The following is a 20,089-nucleotide window of genomic DNA, read 5'->3' as shown; positions in this document are numbered from 1 at the left end:
ATAACGGAACTACTTATCTGAATTAATGACAGCTTGAGCTAGCTGAATAATTGGATCAAACTGGAAATTGTGAGCAAGATGGCTTAGGGTCGTAATTAGAAGCATTTCCTCTGGCGGAATTTGTTCAATCAGCGAAAAGATTTCTTCATCATCACAAAGCTGTGCCGCTTCAGAGAGCATTTCAATCCAGGATAGGGGCATCACCGATAAACATTCAGGAGTTAACTGATTGACGTTAACAGATGTCTCTAGTTGAGTATTTCTGGATAAGTTTGGGAGATCATCTGCATAAACATAGCGCACTCCTAAATATTCTTCCATCTTGGCAAACAACGCTTCCACTTGAAAAGGTTTTGTAACATAATCATTACAACCCGCTTGTAGTGCCGAGGCGCGATCGCTATCGGAAGCATAAGCCGTTAACGCGATAATAATTGGGGTTTGACTGTCTGATTGGCAACGAATCTGTTGCGTCGCCTGATAACCATCCATGATCGGCATACGCATATCCATCCAAATCAGATGGGGTTGCCACTGTTGCCACAATGTCAGGGCTTCCTGTCCATTTTCCGCCTCGCGCACCTCTAACTCTGGAAAGGTTAACAGCTTAACTAAAATTTGGCGGTTTTCGGGTTTATCGTCAGCAACAATAATCCGGTAGGAGGGTTGATCGGGAACTAATCCAATAACTCTGCGGTGAGTATGAACAAGTTCCATATCGGATGCATCAGCCAAGTGAACCGGAATCTCAAAGCTGAATGTGCTACCTTGATTTAGTTGACTACTCACCTGAATACCACCACCCATTAATTGGACAAACTTACTGCTAATTGCTAACCCTAAACCCGTCCCTTCATTTGCCACCTTCCCAGCGTTAGTTTGGATAAAAGCATCAAATATACTCCCTAATTCCGTTGGCGCAATTCCCACGCCTGTGTCGGAAATCTCGAAACGGAGATGGAAAGATGGGGAAGATGGGGAAGATGGGGAAGCTGGGGAAGCTGGGGGAGCTGGGGGAGCTGGGGGAGCTGGGGAAGATGGGGAAGATGGGGAAGTCAAAAGTGCTACACGTAAAGTAATACTACCCTGTGGCGTGAATTTAATCGCATTACTGAGCAGATTAATCAGAACTTGGCGCAATTTGTTGCTATCTGCCTGAATATAGTGAGGAACATCAGCCGCAATATTTAAGTGAAGCTGCAACCCTTTAGCCCGTGCTTTGTGTTGAAACATCTCTTGGAGCGATCGCATCAAAGCAATTAGGTCAAAACGGCTCTCTTCTACGCTAATACATCCGGCTTCGATTTTCGATAAATCCAGGACATCATTAATCAAACTGAGTAAATGATTGCCACTCTTATTAATAATGTCTAAATTTTCTTGTTCCTCTGGAGTAATCGCTGGATCACGACTCATCACCTGGGTAAACCCCAAAATAATATTCAGCGGAGTACGCAATTCATGGCTCATATTCGCTAGGAACATACTTTTTGCCTGATTCGCGGCTTCGGCGTCGGCTTTCGCCTGTTGTAGGGATAAATCTGCCTGTTTGCGTTTAGTAATATCTCGTAAGGCAATCACATAAGCCGATTTTGAGAACCATTGAATCGGAGTTGCCTTCATTTCTGCCGTTCGCCCTATCCCACTCGATTGCATCAACTCGATTTCTGTGGTTTCTCCTAAAGGCATTCCCCACTGATAGTTCAGTAATGCGTCTGGGGTCATATCAAAAAGCTGGGCGGCGGCGGGGTTGGCAAAACAAACCTGACCCTGGCGATCGACGATCATGATTCCGTCGCAGGTAGCAGTAATGATGGTTTTGAGTCGGGTTTCACTTTGCTGGAGTTTTTTCTCAATTTGTTGGCGTTCGGTAATGTCCTGCACAAACGCGGTGAACATGACCTGATTATCCAGAATTAACTTGGAAATAGAGGCTTCCGCTGGAAATTCTGTGCCGTCTTTGCGGCGAGCAAAAATAGCTTGGCGTTCTCCCATACGCCTTGCTTTTCCCTGAGAATGGCTGAAGGTTTTAATATGTTGGTGGTGAGCAAGGGTGTAGCGATTGGGTAACAGTAAATCTAGGGGTTGACCTAACACTTCACTCACCCTATAGCCAAACATCTTTTCTGCCCCTTGATTAAATAAGATAATCCGTTGGTTAGCATCAACAGAAATAATCCCATCACTGGCAATTTCCAGAATGCCCGCAAATCGAGCCTGGGACGCCCGAAGTTCCTGTTCGGCTTGGTGACGAATTTGCAGTTCCTGTTGCAGCGCTTCTGTACGTTCTGTTACCCGAACTTCTAGGGTGGCTTTTGCCTGTTGCAATTCCAGTTCAGCTTGCTTACGCAGCGTCACATCCAGAGCGGTGCTAATCACCATGCGCCGCCCATCACTCAGCTTACCCAAGGGGGCGGAATAGAAATCCCAGATGCGAGTGGAGCCATTACGAGTGATAATGGTATATTCGCCTTCGCCAATGGGTTGATTGAGTTGATATAACTGATCAATCCTTGCCCGAACTAACGCTTGGCGAGTACCGTAGGCTTTTTGGGTCCAATCTGCGATCGCGCGAATGTCTTGCTCAGTGTAACCCGTGAGTTCTGTCCACGCTTGGTTAATCTGCAAAACTTCGCCATCTTCAGCATGGAGCATAATCGGCATGGGTGAATAGAGGACTGCACGACGAAAGCGTTCCTGGCTCTCTTGCAGCGATTGTTCTGACTGTTTACGAGAGGTAATATCCGTCAGCGTCACCACACACCCTTGGATATGGTTTTTGGAGTTCAACAACGCCCGCCCACTCAGGAGTAAATGGAATTCTTGCCCATCCTCTCGCCCAAAAACGACTTCAACCCCTTGGAAGGTTTCCCCATTCAGAATTGTGGCAATGGAAAAGGGGTGTCCTGAGGTTGGGGATGGTGAGGAGATTGTATGATTATCTTCCCGAATAGTAGATAAGCCAAACATCAGCGGAAAAACCTGATCAAATGGCTGAAGTATGGGATTTTTCCCACAAATTTCCTGGGTAGCCATACTGGTGCGGATAATAGTTCCCCTTTGATCACAGACTACAATCGCGTCAGCCACTTGCTCGAAAATAGAACGCGCCAGCTTTTCATCGGCGACTATTTTTTTTTGTCGTTTATTTTCAGTTAAATCCGTGACAATTAAACAATTAACTTTGACCCCCTCCATCATCAATAGATTGACCGATAGCTCCACAGGAATCTCTGTCTGATTACTGGCAATGAGATAGAATTCCCTGTGACTATATCCGGCTTCATCTTTCTGCAATAGGGATTGGAAGAGGGGGACTTCGACCGGGTTAAGGTATTGTTTAAAGTTAGAGCCAATAACCGTTTCTAAATTTCTTTGCAAAAGATCGGCTAAACGGCGATTACAATACAGCAGTATGCCTTCAGATGTCAGCGTCGCTGCCCCCTCTTTCATTTGTTCCACAAACAGTCGATAAGGTTCATCGGCACTCTGTAAGGTAAAAATCTGGTCGCCTTCGGGTCCGGATACGACTAACGCATCCACCTCACCCTGGCTAATTGCCTGCAATGTTTCTTCCGCGACACTCAGGCGATCGCGTAAGTCTTGAAGTTCTTGTTCTAATTCCTCCCGTGTTTTTTCTGGCATCAATTTCAAGGTAATTTATAGCTAATCATTGTTCGTCACAATATCTAGCCCCACCATAATTTTTTCGGTCTGGGACATATCGCCAATAATCCGTTGTAATGGCAGGGGCAGTGTTTTGATCAGGGTGGGTGTGGCAAAAATCTGTGCTTGCTTAACCAATTCCGGTTGTTGATAAATATCGATAACCTCCAAGGTGTATCGTTCGGGAAGATAGTCTTCACAGATACGTTTGATCATTTCAATGGCACGGATCGATTTTAACGTTGTTCCAGAAATATACAAGTGGAGACAGTAATGCGTTTTGTTGCTTTTAATTAGGGCTTGTTCAAAGGCTTCTGTCGAACTTTTTATGTTTTCATTTTTCATTATTTTATCCTATTTGTTGATAAAATTACTTTGCCCTATACCTTCTAATTTTGTTCGGATTTTTGACGCAAATCGAGTCCTACCAAAACTTTTTCAGTATTGGATAAATCGCCAATAATTTGTTTGAGTGGCGCCGGAAGTTTCCGCACCAATGTCGGAATCGCCACAATTTTGTCTCCTTTGGCAAGTTGAGGATTTTCGAGTAGATCAATCACTTCGATATGATATTTACCATTCAGGTGTTCCTCACAGATTTTTTTCAAGTTCGCAAATGCTTTAATTGATTTCGGGGTTTGCCCTGCTACATAGAGGCGCAATTGCCAAAATACTGATGCCTGATTGCTAATTTCTTGTAGAGTTTCCATAATTAAAAATACTTGAGAGATTAACCCCAGACGTCTACTCATTGCCCTGAATTAAATCCGCCTGACGAAGCTGCGCGATCGCGACTCGGTTTTGCTGTAGATTATCTTGCTGTGATTGCTCCTCCTGCATCATCTCTTCAATATTTTCCTCTTCCCGTTCTAGCTGTGCTTGCAAGGCGGTGATTTGGGATTGGACAATCACTTTCTGGCGGGCAAAATCACGGCGCTTGCGCTCAAATTGCTGTTTTCGAGTCAAATTCATGGCTTTTTCTTTTTCCGCTTGAATCTTTCGCGCCGTACCTGTCAGCACCATTCCTTCTCCCAAATAGACATCGACTAACTCGACTCCCTGCTTGGTTAATTTTAATTCCCGCACCTGATTCGAGTGTTTCATCCCACGAGATTTGAGGATAAAAAATACACGATTGCGTTCGCCATTACTCTCCACAAAGCGCACCTCCAGCCAGGTATCCATTAACGAGGAAACGCCGATCTCAGTCTGCTCAACAGGCATCCCCCCTTGGATTAAATTAGTCAAAAACACCGTAATTTGTTGGTATTTTAGCAGATCAATCAGACGAAAGAGAAAAGCTTTTGCCTGTAAGAGAGTACCGCCCATAGTCAGATTACTCATCGGGTCAATAATCACAACCGTAGGCTGAAACTTTTTAATTAAACTGTGGATTTGTACCAGGTGCATTTCTAAGCCATAAGCCGTCGGACGTCTCGCCTGAAATCGTAACAAGCCTTGGTTGACAAATTCCGGTAAATTAATGCCAACCGATTGCATATTGCGGATAATTTGCTGCGGGGCTTCTTCAAAGGCAAAATAGAGACAGCGTTCACCCCGCCGACAGGCGGCTTCAGCAAAATGTGCCGCCAACGTCGTTTTCCCTGTTCCCGCTGTACCTGTGATCAGAATACTGCTACCACGAAAATATCCCTCCCCTCCCAGCATCGTGTCGAGGCGTTCAATCCCACTCGATATCCGTTCCTGGGTTACGGTATGATCCAATCCCACGGATGTAATCGGCAATACAGTAATCCCGTCTGAATTAATCAAAAAGGGATAGTCATTTGTCCCGTGACTAGACCCCCGGTACTTGACAATTTGCAACTTACGGGTTGAAATATCTTCGTAAAGACGGTGATCGAGGCGAATCACGCAATCAGAAACATACTCTTCGATGCCATAACGAGTCAGAGAGTTTTCCCCTTTTTCCCCGGTGACAATTGCCGTAACCCCTTTCGTTTTCAACCAGCGAAATAACCGCCGCAACTCTGCCCGGACAATCGCCGTATTGGACAAGCCAGAAAACAGCACTTCAACGGTATCCAGAACAACTCGCTTGGCACCGATGGCGTCAATGGCGCTGCCGAGGCGAATAAATAAAGCTTCTAAATCATAGTCCCCAGTTTCTTCAATCTCCTGCGGGTCAATATAAACATAATCAATCGAGAGTTTTTCTGTTGCCGTCAATTCTTCCAAATCCCAACCCAAAGACGTGACATTTTGGGTCAATTCTGCCGCCGTTTCTTCAAACGCCATGAACACACCCGGTTCTGAGTAGTCCAGGATACCCCGTACTATAAACTCCATCCCCATTAACGTCTTTCCACACCCGGCTGTTCCACAAACCAGGGTTGTTCGTCCTAAAGGCAATCCACCATCAGTAATTTCGTCTAATCCTTTGATCCCGGTTGGGCATTTGCGAAGTTGATTTTTGGCTAATGTGGTTTTTGACACGGATTGCCCCTCCTCAGAATGGTGTTAGTCGTGGATTGGTGAGAATTAGCCACCATTATCCATCCCCTCATCTTATCGGGAAAAAATGAGGAATTTATGACGATTGGAGGCAGGGGGATTTACACCATTGTGGTTAAATCGGGCGCACGTCGGTGCGCCCCTACGGTTTTCTGGCGTCAGCGTCATCCATCAAATTAGGTTGGCTACACCACTACTGGCTTCGAGTTCCCTCCCCTTGACAAGGGGAGGGTTAGGGAGGGGTCAGATCAAGGCAAGATGCTCGCACTACATACAAGGATTTCGTAATTCTTGACATTAAGGTTTAAATGCCGAACAGCTTAAACTGACAACAATAAGATAAACTTCTACACTCGTAGACTATTCCCATCCCTCAATGACTCGATTTCCCCATGACCAATTTGCCAAGGACTATCTTGACCAACTCTTGTCCCCAATCGGAAAAGTGGAAACCAGTCGCGACATTGCTGGAGAAGTGCGAGAGGTTGACGTTTTATTTATCCCCACCTCTATCTCAGATGACTACCTCCTCTCTCTAGGACTTTTAGGACGCTTTGTCACAACTGCTGCTGTCTTTGAACCCTTTCGCAACGCCGTCACTGCCGATCAAATTTGTGATTGTCTAGCGAAACTGTTTGACCTACATCGGGAATTGAGACGACGTGCCAGACGGGAGTCCACTTCCATTAATCTGAGTGAACTCTCCCAATTATGGATACTCACCCCCACCGCCTCAACACCCTTACTCGATAGCTTTGCAGCCTTCAGTGATGAGCAAAACTGGTTAAGTGGACTATACTTTCTCCCCCAGGCTTTCCGAACAGCCATCGTCGTCATCCACCAACTCCCCCGTACTCCAGAAACCCTATGGCTGAGACTTCTGGGAAAGGGCAGAGTCCAACAGCAAGCCATAGAGGAGATCACCGCATTACCCGAAGACAGCCAACGGCGGGAGTCTACGCTAGAGTTATTGTATAACTTGCAAGCCAACTTACAAGCCAATCAAGAACAACCCTTAGACACAGAGGAGAGGGAGTTAATTATGGCATTAGCACCCCTTTATCGGCAACAACTGGATGCGGCTCGGCAACAAGCCAGGGAAGAAGCTATGCAACAGGGATTACAACAGGGATTACAACAAGGATTACAACAAGGATTACAACAGGGACAACGGCTGATTATCGAAAACTTTCTCCAGACTCGCTTGGGACAGTTAACCTCTACCCTCGCTGCTTTAATCACTCCCTTATCGGCATTGCCCTCTCAGCAGTTAACTCCCTTTCTACTGCAACTGTCTCAACTCGAAAATAGTGAATCAGGAATTCAACAAGCACAGCGTTTCATTGTCGAAAATTTACTCAGAATTCGTTTTGGAGAATTGGACGCTCAACTCACCGCACTTGTCACTCCTTTATTAGGATTACCCCCCCAAGACTTAAGCCAATACCTCTCACAATTGTCTCAGCTATCCCGTGAGCAACTCCTGGCTCGATTTCCCCAAGCCAGTTCTTAAACGTGCCGTTGTCGTTCCCTCAGAGGAGCAGATGAAAAATAACTAGATATTACTGAACTGATTCTTTATAAACTGGCAATGTAAAATAAAAGGTACTTCCAGAACCTAGGGTACTTTCCGCCCAAATTTCTCCCCCATGTTGCTGGATAATGCTGCGGCAAATCGCCAATCCTAAACCGGTACCTCCTTTTTGGCGGGAATCGGAAACATCGACTTGCTGAAATCGCCCAAAGATGCGTTCAAGGTGTTCCGTGGGAATTCCTCGTCCTTGGTCGGTAACTTGAAATAAAATACAATCTGACTGATGTTGCACACCCACGGTGATCGTCGTATTACTCTCAGAAAACTTGATCGCATTACTCAACAGATTCGTCAGGGTTTGAATAATCGCATCAGGGGCAACATAGACTTGAGCCGATAGGGGAGTCACCTGGATAGAAATTTCCGCCGCCGCCGCGATCGCATCTATCGCTTCCACGGAATGTTTGATTAAATCTGCCACATTGCAGACTTCCTTGACTAGCGTCACTTGACCTGAATCCAAGCGTTCTAAACTGAGGATGTCATTCACCAACCGCCCTAAGCGATCGCAGTCTCCCGCCGCAATATCTAACATCTGTTTGGCTTTGTCGGGTTGATTATCATAAACTCCCATCTTAAGTAAACCCAGAGAACCGCGCATTGAGGTGAGTGGGGTGCGAAGTTCATGACTAACCAGGGAGATAAATTCATTTTTCATCCGTTCCACAGCTTGACGCTGGGTAATATCTTCGCCAATACTCATCGTTCCTGCGATCGCACCAGTAATATCTCTTAGTACGGTATTGTTCCACGCAATCAGTCGTTCTTCACCGGATTTGGTCAGAATGGAGTTCTGGTAGTAGGCGTGGCTGTTGTGGTATAAAAGCTCATGAAAAACCTGTTTCAGTTGCGGCTGATCGGAGGGTGGGATAAATAGAGTGAACCAGTTTTTGCCAACAGCTTCAGCTTGAGTATAACCCGTTAAGCCTAAGCCAAAGGGGTTGATATACTCCACATTTCCCTGCCAATCTAAGCCGACAACCAGCAGTTGCACATTCTCCAGGAGCGATCGCCATCGACGTTCCGTTTCTTGCAGGATCTGTTGGGTTTGATGACGCACGCGAATCTCTTGCTGTAAGCAGGTATTTTGTTCGGTGAGTTGCTGGGTTAACGCCCGCAGTTGCAGGTGAGTCTTAACGCGAAGTAACACCTCTTCAAGCTGAATCGGCTTGCTGATATAGTCTACAGCGCCCAGCTTTAGCCCCTTAATCTTGTAACTGGGATTGCCGCGATCGGCAACTGCTGTCATAAAAATAACTGGAATATCTTGGGTTTCTTCCTGCGCTTTTAAACGACGACAGACTTCAAACCCGTCCATTTCTGGCATCACCACATCTAACAAAATTAGATCCGGTGAAGTTATTGCCACAATTTTTAACGCTTGAACGCCACTTTTAACCGCGAGGACGTTAAATCCTGCTTTCATTAAACAATCTGAGACTAATTGCAGATTAGCCACAGTATCATCAACCAATAAAATTTGGGGCAAGGATGAGGACATGAATGGACTGGCATGACTGAATTTTGCAAAAAGCGGCACGTTGCCGTTTTTATTGTTGCATAAGTGGGTGAGTTTAAACTCATGCCTTGCGCTTTCTTTGTTTTCAAAAAAAACCTATCTCTTTCCCCTCTTGCCTTGTGCCTTGTGTTTTGTGCCTTTTTCCCAGGTTGCTGTGTTGACGACCCAAATGAAAACACTATACTAGTGCAAGAAAGCAGAAATAACTGAACAGCTAATATCTCCCCCAGCTTCCCCAGCTCCCTCTGCTCCCCCTGCTTCATCGTATCTACGAAGCGGCTCTTGTATTTTTGCCGCGCTGCACTAGGTTGGCAGAATTGGCTGATTAAAAATTTCTGTGGGCAAGGCTAATGTACAACAAAATAATTACTGTATAATTAACTACAAAAAAATAACTTATATTTAATGGATAAGTTTTTTAATGTTAAATACTGTAAATAAACGTATCCCCACTGTTAACTTTAACTTTTCCGACTTCCTTAACAGCTTAGTCAAGCGCCGATGGCTTGCCGTAACCATTGAACTCGACCCAATTGTTTCGTTTTATGGCTCAGAGTTATCGGGATTTCAATCACAAACTCTGTGCCGATACCCACTTGAGAATTACAGGTAATTTTTCCTTTGTGTTTCTCAATAATTTGATAACTTACAGCTAATCCCAATCCTGTCCCTTGTCCTACAGGTTTTGTGGTGAAAAACGGTTCAAACAAATGCTCTTGCAAATGAGCAGGAATACCTAAACCATTATCGCAAATCCGAATAATCACCGTTGAGTTTAACTCAGCTATTTCCGTACTAATCCCAATCTGAGGGATAAAAGAATCATTCTGCTGGCTTTTTTCTTCTAACGCCTCAATCGCATTACTGAGAACATTAATAAACACTTGATTGAGTTGACCTGGATAACATTCCACTTTAGGTAACATCGCCAATTCTTTATTCACTTCAATAACCGCTTGATGGGGCTTTTTGTGGAAGCGATTCTGTAAAAGTATCAAGGTACTCTCCAACCTCTGATTTAAATCAGTTGTCTTCATCTGGGCTTCATTCAGGTGGGAAAAATGCTGGAGCGATCGCACAATTTGCTGAATCCGGGCGACCCCTTCTCGAATCGAGTTGAGGGCTTTGGGAAAGTCTGTCCTGAGAAAGTCAAGCTCAACCGCTTCCATTTGCTCTTGAATCGGGGCAACAGGGTGAGGATAATACTGTTGATAGAGATCAATCAATTTGAGCAAATCAAACCCATATTGATGGGCAAAGCTAACATTTCCGGCAATAAAGCTCATGGGATTATTAATCTCATGAGCAATACCCGCCACTAACTGTCCCAAGGATGCCATTTTTTTGGTTTGTACCAATTGTGCTTGGGCATTTTTAAGTTCACACAAGGCAAGTTCTAACTGATACGCTTTTTTCCGTTCCCGCGCTTCTGACTCTCGCAAAGCGTCCTCCGCTTGTCTGCGATCGCTAATATCCCGATGAGTCCCTGTCATCCTTACCGGGTTCCCCGCTTTATCCCACTCAAAGACTTTACCACGAGACAGAATCCACTTCCATTCGCCCGTTTTACATCGCATCCGGAATTCGACTTCATAGGCAGGAATTAGCCGATCAAGATAAGCATTTAATCCGGCTTTCACTCTCGATAAATCCTCAGGATGCACCAATTGTTCAAACGCCTGAAAATTATCGTCAATTTCCTCTGGTTCATACCCCAGCATCCCTTTCCACTGGGGATTAAAATAAATATCTCCAGTGATTAATTGCCAATCCCACAACCCCAAATCACTACCGGATAACGCCATTTGCAGTCGTTCTTCGGAAATGCGTAAGGCGGATTGAGTTAAAACCTGTTCCGTAATATCATTCAGGGTTCCTGTGGTTCCAGAAACCGTACCATCGGCGGCAAAATTTGTCCGTGCATGTACCTCTAACCAACGAATGTCACCCGATTTTGTCAGATAGCGTACTGTAGGGCGACAGGATTGTTGAACTCCAGTAATCAGTTCATCAAAGTTGTCTCGCCCCTTTTGTAAGTCATCCGGATGAATACCATTAAAAAATGATGTCCCGATACTTTCAGCGATGGCAAACCCCGTAATTTCTGTCCAAGCCCGATTTAGAAATGTCCAATGTTCCTGGGTATCGGTTTGGAAAATGACTTCTTTGACATTATCTATAACTGAACAATATTTTTCCTGATTCAAACGTTGGGATTCTTGGCGTTGCTGACTATCAATTGCATGACGCAATGCCCGAATTAAGCGATAACCTTTGAGATTTTCTGTTACCTGATCATCCGGTGTCCCCGCTTGAATAACTTGCAGGGTTAAGGGTTCATCCGCGTTAGCCCTTAATCCGAGAATTGGCAGCGTTAAGCCCAACTGTTTGATCTGAGTAACCGTATCGAAAACGTGCGGATCAGCGTTGGACAGATGGACAACGAGAAGATCGAACGATTCATGATTTAATCGGGTTAGGGCTTGACAACTCTGCCTAACTTGTTGAATAATAAATGAATATCTGATTTCCGAACATAATCCTTCTCCCAATAGTTTTATCGTTTGGTAACCATCTTCGACAATGAGAACCTTCAGCGATGTAGGGTTGGGGTTTGGAGTAGGGTCTAGCACCGATAACATAAGATTTGCCTAGGAACTTGTTTCTACTTAGTTTGACTGTTATTTAAGAGGGAAGATCATGCTTTAGCAAATTCAACTGTGACAGTTTATCAACTGAACTACAGTTGGCACACCTACTCTGGTTATAATTTCTATTCAGAATGCTTTCAAAGCTCTGCCAATTTATTCAAATCCAGATAAATTTTAGAATGTCTGTTTTAGATAGAACCTCAGTTCAGTAATCACAGTTGGCGATCAAAATACGGCAAAAGTAATACGTCAAAATTTTGTCTTTTTTGTAGCTTGTGTTACTCCTTTTTAGGAAGTTCCGCATACAATCCAACATTACTGAACGGGTACTCTAGAGAAAGACAAGACGACACCCACACAGTCAGTCGAGAGCCTAGTATCAGTGATTCGTGATCAGCAACCTTAAGTAAATCTATGAATGTTTACTGGGTTAGGGCTTGTTACCGGGTCACTGCTTTTTCCCGCACTACACTAGTTCTTCCCTTAGACTTTTTTATAGGTTTTTCCCTGAACTTGATCGAAGTTGTGATTTCATGATAGTTAGGGATTCGGTGATCAATTCATATTTTTAATATTAATTTAATTTATACTTAATATAAGTTCAAACTATAAAGATCCTATTCGTTGTTCGTTGTCATTTATCCAGGGTAATTGACTAGAGGATTCGCTACCGCTCAGTTGATACTTTGGTCGGCATTCCCCACCCGTTAACCCTTACGGGTATAACGGGCGCCCCCTGCTGACATTAAGTTGGATGTGGTGCGATCGCGCTCGTCGGGTCATAATGTTAAGGGAAGCTCCCCCAGCTTCCCTTCACCTTATGCTTATTCCTGCATCCCAGAATACAAGAGTCGGGCAAATAAACGAGCGCCATCATCATGCTTCAACTCGTCATAATTGGGAGGTTCCCGGTGACGAAGATCTCGCAAATCCTGAAGCAGTTCTGGATGGAATTGACAGGTAAATGAACGGCGAATCAGTTTGCTCTCGAAATCTTTGTAGTTAATACAGGTTGCTGAACATTCTGTCACGACTTCCGTTTCGTCAGCCGTTGAGCAAAGAATTTCCACCGCAAAGGGAAGCTGCATTAACCAAGACAAAGGACTCCCAGCTAAAATATGCCGATGGGAGATAATTGCATCATGAAGCAGTCGATATGCCCAGTTTGCAAATAGAATGGCTTCCTCATTCACTTCATCAGAGTGGAACATGGAAATATTCAATTCATGTTCATACTCAATCGACGTATCGATCACCCCTTCAAATTCATCAGCCGTCACCTCATGGGCGATAATTACGTCTTCGGGAATGTCAGACGTGTCGCTATCGGGAGATTCATAATGCAACAATTGACGATAGCCCACTTCTTTCTTTTCATTGGGACCAACCGCAAATTCAGGATCATCCCAGTTGTTGGCAACCAGGTGTCCATTTTTCTTCTTCACCTGTAACGTAGTTCCCACCTGTTGAATCTGCTGGCAGACTTTTTTCAAAGATTTTAGGGCTTTACCATTGCGATCGCGTGCCAGATGCTCTAGGCTAAATACCTCATCCACTGCTCGTTTAATTAAACGAATGTGAGATTGTGCCGCCAATTGATGTCCCAAACAGATAAATAAAGCTGGCGCACTGGTAGGCGATCGCGAAAGCGGCAGTTTATCGGTGAATGTATGGAGATCCTCCAGGGAACATTTGGCATCGTTAAAGGTGCTAGCATCGCGCACCGACGGATTACCCCCTTCCACAACCACCGCTAATCCTGACGTTATGATCGGCACAACTAACTCTGGATCAAGTACACCCGATGACCAAAACGGGAACAGCAGTGAATCACAATCCGCGATTTTTTGCGCCAGATACGCCACATTCAGCGAAGCCCGAACATTTTCTCCCATTGGATTACAGCCGACATGTTCCCAGGGTTCGATCACCGCGATCGCATTGCGAAATAAGTTCGGATGCTTCATCAGGAAGTCTAAATCTTCCTGAGAATTAATCACCTTTTCCAACGGCAATCCTTTGCCCCATTCAAAACCTTCGTTTTCCGTCGTCATGGATACGTCAGGCAAGGGATCTTCTGAATGGCGATCGGCTAAAAACCGACCCAACAAAATGTGAACGGATTCAAAATCAGATCCCCCTTCACACAAGTAACCCGGTCTAAGTCTCCAATCATTGGTTGTTAATGTTTGAGGTTTAACAGACGATGAGTTTGACATAAAGGATAATGAGTTCGACATCTATAGTGTTTTCAGATGATTCGTTTACAGCCGCAGCACTGAAAGCTTTACTGGGCAAGGGTTGCTTCTTTACATTTCAAATAAAAACGCTATAGATAGATCTGGGTCTTTAACAGGCTTTTTTCTAGTCTACTTATCAACGAGTGACCCTGGTATTTGGCTCTATAGAGCGTTTTAAATGAGAGGCAAGAAACCCTGAAGACAATTCACTAATAAGGCTTTACCACCTTTTTGCGTTTACAAATGATTTGTAAACGCTGTATGATTTTGTCAATCGATTGTCTAGCTGTGAAGTCGAAATCAATATCTTAATATTTTTATCATATTCGTTAGTGAAAGTCAATTCCTATTCTCAACATTCAAATTAACTAAAAAAACTGTGGTCTTCACTACAAAAAGCTTCTTGTGCAAAAAATTCAGCCCTTTTTTGTTTACAAATGATTTGTAAAAGTCATAGCGTTTGGCAAGTCAATATGTCTAGCTTTTTTTACATATTCGTCATTGCAATTCTAGCTCACTTGTTAGCGAGTGACCCTGGCACTATCCTGCATAGTGTTTACAAATGAGATGTAAGAAACCTTGAAATTAATACAAGCAAAGGCTTTCAGTTATCATTTTTAGTTTACAACTGATTTTAACAAGGGACAATAGAACAACTTGCCTGAAATTCACAAACTTTTACAATAAATAGCTTGAACATCAAGTATTCTATTTAATTATCTCTTTGCAAATGGAGATAAATTTGTTCATAAGTTCAAAATTCACTTTGCTAAATTTTGAATTTTGTTTTAAGGTAATGTATTCTCAATGGAAGGAAGAAAAAACCCAAGGCTAATCGAAACTATGAAATCTCAGTCGATACCTGAAATCCTCAAAAACAGAAGGATTTCCCTACCCAAAACACAAACATTAAGTAGAGTTGTCCAGAAAATCTCTCCGGCTTGGTTAGGTTATATTCCCCTAGCCGCTATCATCACCGTCCTTTGGCATAGTGCTGCTGATGCCCAAACCGGAGGTGGTGTTTATCTGGAACGGCAAATTGAGGATGTCGCCACCAGTCTTGACCAACTCCAAGGATTTATCAACGTAGGATTTGTGTTGTTTGCCACAACATTGGTGGTGTTTATGAATGCTGGCTTCGGGATGCTCGAAGTGGGTATGTGCCGCCAAGCGCCTAGAAGAAAACATTGAATTTACTCAGCCCTATTTTCTATCTGAGATTAGCGTTTTAACTTCCAGTCAAGAACCCAGCGTTTGGAGTCGGATCAAGCCATTTTTTGGGACGGCAGTCTTGACCTCGATTGGTATCTTGATTGTCCTGCTGTTCACAGTGGGGAATCTAATTTGGTTAGTGGAACGAAATCATAACAGTGAACACTTTCCCAAAGATTATCTTCATGGTGTCGGCAATGGGATGTGGTTTGCTTTGGTGACTCTGACGACAGTTGGCTATGGCGATCGCACACCGATCACTCGCCTAGGTCGTTTTATTGCCGGAAGTTGGATGGTTGTCACCTTAGTCACGGTATCTTCTCTAACCGCAGGACTCGCATCAGCATTTACCGTTGCCTTTTCAGGATTGTCTACTGAGCGAATTCGTGATGCATCCGACCTCAAAAATGCTCGTGTCGTCGTCATTGAAGGCTCATCCAGTATAGTCCAAGCGCAGAAACACCAAGCTCGGATTGAAACCGTATCAAGTCTAGCCGATGGTGTGGAATTAGTTACCACAGGTAGTGCAGATGCCATGACATTTGACCGTCCAGCGATGGAGTATTACATCAATCAACATCCCGACTTAGATGTCAAATTGGCTTCCTTTGCTTTAACCACGGAACTATACGGTTTTGCTTTACCGACCAATAGTCCTCTGCTGCACGATCTGAATATCGAATTACTCCGTCTATCTGAAACGGGTCAGGTACAAGATATTTTAGATTACTGGCTTTATTCAAACCAAGAAAACCCCTCAGAGTAACACTCTCACCCTTAGTCAAGACAGATTGTGAGAGTAATACAGTAGCCCAATCCAAATTTCTCAAATCTGCCCCAGCATTCCTTAAAACTAAACCCGAATATTCATGAGCAAGAAGAACAAATTCAATTGGCTATTTTCCATTGCCGCGATCGCTTTAATCGGCACCGGCACAACGGGGTGTTCTATCCTGGAATCTCCCTATAAAACAGATGCTCAAGAGGGCGGCGCAACGTCCACAGCGTCAGATCTACCTCGTTTCAGTAGCGGAGAAATTCGGTTATTTACGGCAAGAAATAACCCTGATATTGATAACCCTGACTTAATCAGCGGTATTACTGCCTTTGCCCAAGGGGAATATGAAGCAGCAGCCGAACTATTTACAGCGGCGGTGGAGAATAAACCCCAAGATCCTGAAGCCCAGATTTATCTCAACAATGCTCAAGCACGGCAATCCAACACGGAAACTTATATTCTGGGAGTAGCGGTTCCAGTCGGCAAGCGGATGCAAGCATCCCGAGAAATCCTCAGAGGTGTTGCCAATGCCCAAACGGAGTTTAACGAAGCGGGTGGGGCTGATGGGCGTCTGTTAGAAGTCGTTATCGTTAACGATGACAACGATCCAGAAGTGGCGGTTGAAGTGGCACAGGGAGTGATTGAGCAATATCCCAATCTCCTGGGTATCGTTGGGCATAACGCGAGTGATATCAGTCAAGTGGTTACTGATATTTACTGTCCGGCGAATGTGGCGATGGTTTCCCCCACAAGTACCAGTACCGCAATTTCTGGGGACTGTTTCTTTAGAACCGTTCCCTCTGACCAAGAATCGGCTGATCTATTAGCCAACTATATTACCCAAAGTAACGTCACTGAGCCCGTTGTCTTCTACGCCTCAGATAGTAGCTACAGTCGCAGTCTCAAAGAAGCGTTTGAGCAGGAAACGGATCGGGAAGAAGTCGCCGCTAGCAATCTGTCCCAAAGTGCCTTCAATGCCAGTCCGGAAGTGCGAAAATCTGTACAAAGAGGAGCAAAAGCAGCTCTACTTTTCCCGAGTACCACCTGGACTTCACGCGCGATCGCAGTGGCTAGAGTTAATGCAGCCTTAGATCCCAATCAGCAAATGCAGCTTATTGGCAATGATGCCTTATACTCCGATGAAACGCTAAAACTTGGCAAACAAGCCGTTGAAGGGATGGTGCTTAGTGCGCCTTGGTATCCTAATACTCCCTATGCTGAACAGGCTGCAGAACGTTGGAACATTGAGGTCAGTTGGCGCACGGCTTACAGTTATGATGCCGCTAAAGCGTTACTAGCTGCTATCAAAACGGCTGATTCTCGTGAAGGGGTTTTACAAGCCTTGCGTCAAGTGAGTTTGCCAGCCAGTGAAACGGCGGGAGATGAACTCGAGTTTGATGCTGAAGGGAATCGGGTAGGAGCATCGCTTCAGCTTGTCCAGATTGTTGCCGGAACGTCTACACCAGATCCTAGTGAGTCTAGCACACCCGAAGAGTCACCCAGTTCAGCGACACCAACGACAGAATTTAAGTTTGAACTCTTGAAGTAAGGCTCTTCCTTGGTCACAAGGCTATTGACTTGACGACTGTCCTGAACACGAAAGAGAATAACACTCTTTCGTGACCAGAATTTCTCAATCATCTATAGCACTACGCACTAAAGTTAGGACACTTCTCAAGCTACTATAGTTTAAAAAATCCTGTGTTTACACTTAAAGACGCATTCTTCGCCTTCGTTTTTATTGCCTTATTAATTCTCGTCGGGCGATTCATTAAGCAAAAAATTTCCTGGCTGCAAAAGTTATATTTACCCGAATCAATTGTGGCAGGTGTTTTAGCACTCTTGCTCGGACCAGAGGTTTTAGGGGCGATTGTCACCAACCTATTGGGCTCCAATGCCTTCCTCTCAGAGGGGTTATTTTCCGAACCGATCCGCCTGGTTTGGTCACAATCACCTGGCGTTTTTATTAATGTGGTCTTCGCGGCTCTATTTTTAGGAGAATCGATTCCTAGTCTCAGAGATATTTGGCAAAAAGCCGCCCCCCAAGTTGTGTTTGGTCAAACCTTGGCTTGGGGTCAGTATGTGATCGGAATCTCAGTGACAATGCTCATTCTGACCCCTTTATTTGGCATCAGTCCAATTGCTGGAGCCTTGATTGAAATTGCTTTTGAAGGTGGACATGGAACCGCCGGGGGTATGGCTGAAACCTTCGTCGAATTGGGATTTGAAGAGGGAGCAGATTTAGCTCTAGGGTTAGCAACCATTGGAATTGTGTCTGCTATTATCATTGGCACGATCCTAGCCAACTGGGGCAGAAAAAAGGGATACATTTCAACCGTTAGTCATCAAGCCCAGCAACCCGATGACCTGCCCGAACTCCATTCCCAAGAAACTTCTCAGGTTGAACGCCGCAGAGCCAGGCTGATGCGCGACCTTTTAATTGATCCCCTATCTCTCAATCTAGGTTTTGTGGGAATTGCGATTATTTTGGGATGGCTGATTCTACAAATCCTGACTCAAATTGAGGCGTTGACCTGGGGAAGAACAGGGTTTCAATTGATGGTTTATGTCCCATTATTTCCCATGGCATTAGTGGGCGGTATCCTGTTGCAACTGTTCATGGAACGTAGAGGGCTTGGTCCTTTAATTATTGAACCGTTGATGAAAAGTATTGCGGGTGTGGCATTGGATGTGGTTGTGGTTGCGGCTTTAGCCTCTATTTCTTTATCCGTATTAGGTAGTAATTTGGCTCCATTCTTAATCCTCAGTGTAGTCGGGATCACCTGGAATGTTATGGCATTCCTCTATTTAGCTCCCCGTTTAATTCCTAACCATTGGTTTGAACGCGGGATTGGGGATATGGGTCAGTCGATGGGGGTGACAGCAACTGGCATTTTACTACTACGCATGGTTGATCCAGACAACCGTTCTGGTGCTTTTGAAAGCTTTGCCTATAAACAACTATTTTTCGAGCCAATTGTGGGAGGAGGGTTATTTACCGCAGCCGTGGCTGAAGCGTATCGTCCGGTTTACCAAATTCAACGCCATCTTTTCATTACCACAATTATTTTGATTGTGATCATTACCTTGATTGCCGGTTTTCTGACGGAGCGCTTCGTGTCACCCCTACGAGTTTTGATTTCGGCGACTCGAAAAATCAGTAAAGGTGAACTGGATGTCGAAATTAACCTCAAGTCTCGGGATGAATTTGGCGAACTGGGTCACGCCTTCAATGAAATGGTTCACAGTATCCGTGACAACAATCAATTGTTGCACCAAAAGGATCAAGAAATTGAATCTTTATTATTGAATATTTTACCCCATGCGATCGCGGAACGGGTGCAGAAGGGAGAAGAGCAACTGGTTGATCATATCCAGCAGGGAACTGTTCTATTTGCCAGTATTGTAGGAATTACAAAACTGACCTATCGAGAGGGTATTCAGGAAATGGCGATTAAGCTGAGCGAGTTATTTGATGCCTTCGATTTAGAGGGTCAAAATTATGATGTTGAGCGGTTCAAGGCGATTGGCGAACGCTATATTGCCATGTGTGGTGTCACCACACCTCGTTTAGACCACACCAAGCGGATGATGGATTTTGCCCTCTCCATCCAGGAAACCCTCAAAGGGTTTAACAATCGATATGACAGTAACCTCAGCTTTCGCATTGGTATCGATACGGGTACAGTTATGGCAGGTTTGATCGGCACGAACAAGTTAATGTATTACCTGTGGGGAGAAACTGTAGATATTGCCAGTCACTTGAATACCCTTGCGGAAAACAATACCATCGTTGTCAGTGAGAATGTATACGAGCCATTGCATGATTTGTATTCATTTACTCGAGGTCAAACAATCACGCTTGAAAATAAAACGACATTAAACCTCTGGATATTCGGACAAGAACAGTCGTTATCTGTTCTCACGAGTGACAACGAATCAATTGATTGAGGA

Annotated in this window: 12 protein-coding genes and 1 pseudogene; 6 read left to right on the top strand and 7 right to left on the bottom strand. The window is 44.5% G+C overall.

From position 1 onward, the window contains the following. Window positions 1-9: 9 nt before the first annotated feature. Genes RIG27_RS33510 through kaiC form a run of 4 tightly spaced genes read right to left on the bottom strand, consistent with a single transcriptional unit; the run spans window position 10 to window position 6,123 of the window. Window positions 10-3,645: a PAS domain S-box protein gene (locus RIG27_RS33510; RefSeq protein ID WP_446351351.1), complete on the bottom strand. Its 3,636-nt coding sequence runs from the start codon at window positions 3,643-3,645 to the stop codon at window positions 10-12. 21 nt (window positions 3,646-3,666) lie between these two features. Then, a complete protein-coding gene (locus tag RIG27_RS33505) occupies window positions 3,667-4,011 on the bottom strand; it encodes a circadian clock KaiB family protein (protein ID WP_446351350.1) in 345 nt (114 codons plus the stop codon). 44 nt (window positions 4,012-4,055) lie between these two features. Then, window positions 4,056-4,376, bottom strand: a complete 321-nt coding sequence (locus RIG27_RS33500) for a circadian clock KaiB family protein (RefSeq protein ID WP_446351374.1) — start codon at window positions 4,374-4,376, stop codon at window positions 4,056-4,058. A gap of 34 nt (window positions 4,377-4,410) precedes the next feature. Continuing rightward, the gene (gene kaiC, locus RIG27_RS33495) at window positions 4,411-6,123 is read right to left on the bottom strand and encodes a circadian clock protein KaiC (RefSeq protein ID WP_446351349.1); all 1,713 of its coding nucleotides are present in this window, start codon (window positions 6,121-6,123) and stop codon (window positions 4,411-4,413) included. A 394-nt stretch (window positions 6,124-6,517) separates the two neighbouring features. On the opposite strand from kaiC, the gene RIG27_RS33490 reads away from it, so the two are divergent. Then, window positions 6,518-7,654: a flagellar assembly protein H gene (locus RIG27_RS33490; protein ID WP_446351348.1), complete on the top strand. Its 1,137-nt coding sequence runs from the start codon at window positions 6,518-6,520 to the stop codon at window positions 7,652-7,654. Between the two features lie 49 nt (window positions 7,655-7,703). On the opposite strand, the gene RIG27_RS33485 is transcribed toward RIG27_RS33490, so the two are convergent. The 3 genes from RIG27_RS33485 to RIG27_RS33475 all read right to left on the bottom strand — a co-directional run bounded on the left by RIG27_RS33485 (window position 7,704) and on the right by RIG27_RS33475 (window position 14,124). Further along, window positions 7,704-9,236, bottom strand: a complete 1,533-nt coding sequence (locus RIG27_RS33485; RefSeq protein WP_446351347.1) for an ATP-binding response regulator — start codon at window positions 9,234-9,236, stop codon at window positions 7,704-7,706. 509 nt (window positions 9,237-9,745) lie between these two features. After that, on the bottom strand, window positions 9,746-11,896 hold the full coding sequence (locus RIG27_RS33480; RefSeq protein WP_446351346.1) for a PAS domain-containing protein: 2,151 nt from the start codon (window positions 11,894-11,896) through the stop codon (window positions 9,746-9,748). 833 nt (window positions 11,897-12,729) lie between these two features. Beyond that, a complete protein-coding gene (locus RIG27_RS33475) occupies window positions 12,730-14,124 on the bottom strand; it encodes a hypothetical protein (protein WP_446351345.1) in 1,395 nt (464 codons plus the stop codon). A gap of 864 nt (window positions 14,125-14,988) precedes the next feature. Between RIG27_RS33475 and RIG27_RS33470 the strand changes: the two genes are divergently transcribed. From RIG27_RS33470 to RIG27_RS33450, 5 genes and pseudogenes are all read left to right on the top strand, one after another. Continuing rightward, a complete protein-coding gene (locus RIG27_RS33470; RefSeq protein WP_446351344.1) occupies window positions 14,989-15,336 on the top strand; it encodes a hypothetical protein in 348 nt (115 codons plus the stop codon). Beyond that, window positions 15,275-16,123: an ion channel gene (locus RIG27_RS33465; protein WP_446351343.1), complete on the top strand. Its 849-nt coding sequence runs from the start codon at window positions 15,275-15,277 to the stop codon at window positions 16,121-16,123. Before RIG27_RS33470 ends, RIG27_RS33465 begins: the two co-directional genes overlap by 62 nt. Before the next feature lie 103 nt (window positions 16,124-16,226). After that, window positions 16,227-17,684, top strand: coding sequence for an ABC transporter substrate-binding protein (locus RIG27_RS33460; protein WP_446351342.1), 1,458 nt, complete (start codon window positions 16,227-16,229; stop codon window positions 17,682-17,684). A gap of 152 nt (window positions 17,685-17,836) precedes the next feature. Continuing rightward, window positions 17,837-19,381, top strand: a pseudogene (locus RIG27_RS33455) (sodium/glutamate symporter); the annotation flags it as partial. Further along, the gene (locus RIG27_RS33450; protein WP_446351373.1) at window positions 19,373-20,086 is read left to right on the top strand and encodes an adenylate/guanylate cyclase domain-containing protein; all 714 of its coding nucleotides are present in this window, start codon (window positions 19,373-19,375) and stop codon (window positions 20,084-20,086) included. The pseudogene RIG27_RS33455 and the gene RIG27_RS33450, both read left to right, overlap by 9 nt. The last annotated feature ends 3 nt before the right edge of the window (window positions 20,087-20,089 follow it).

The organism is Coleofasciculus sp. F4-SAH-05, from assembly GCF_040222985.1.
GTDB classification, from domain to species: Bacteria; Cyanobacteriota; Cyanobacteriia; order Cyanobacteriales; family Coleofasciculaceae; genus Coleofasciculus; species Coleofasciculus chthonoplastes.
This window is presented reverse-complemented; position numbering and strand designations above follow the sequence as displayed.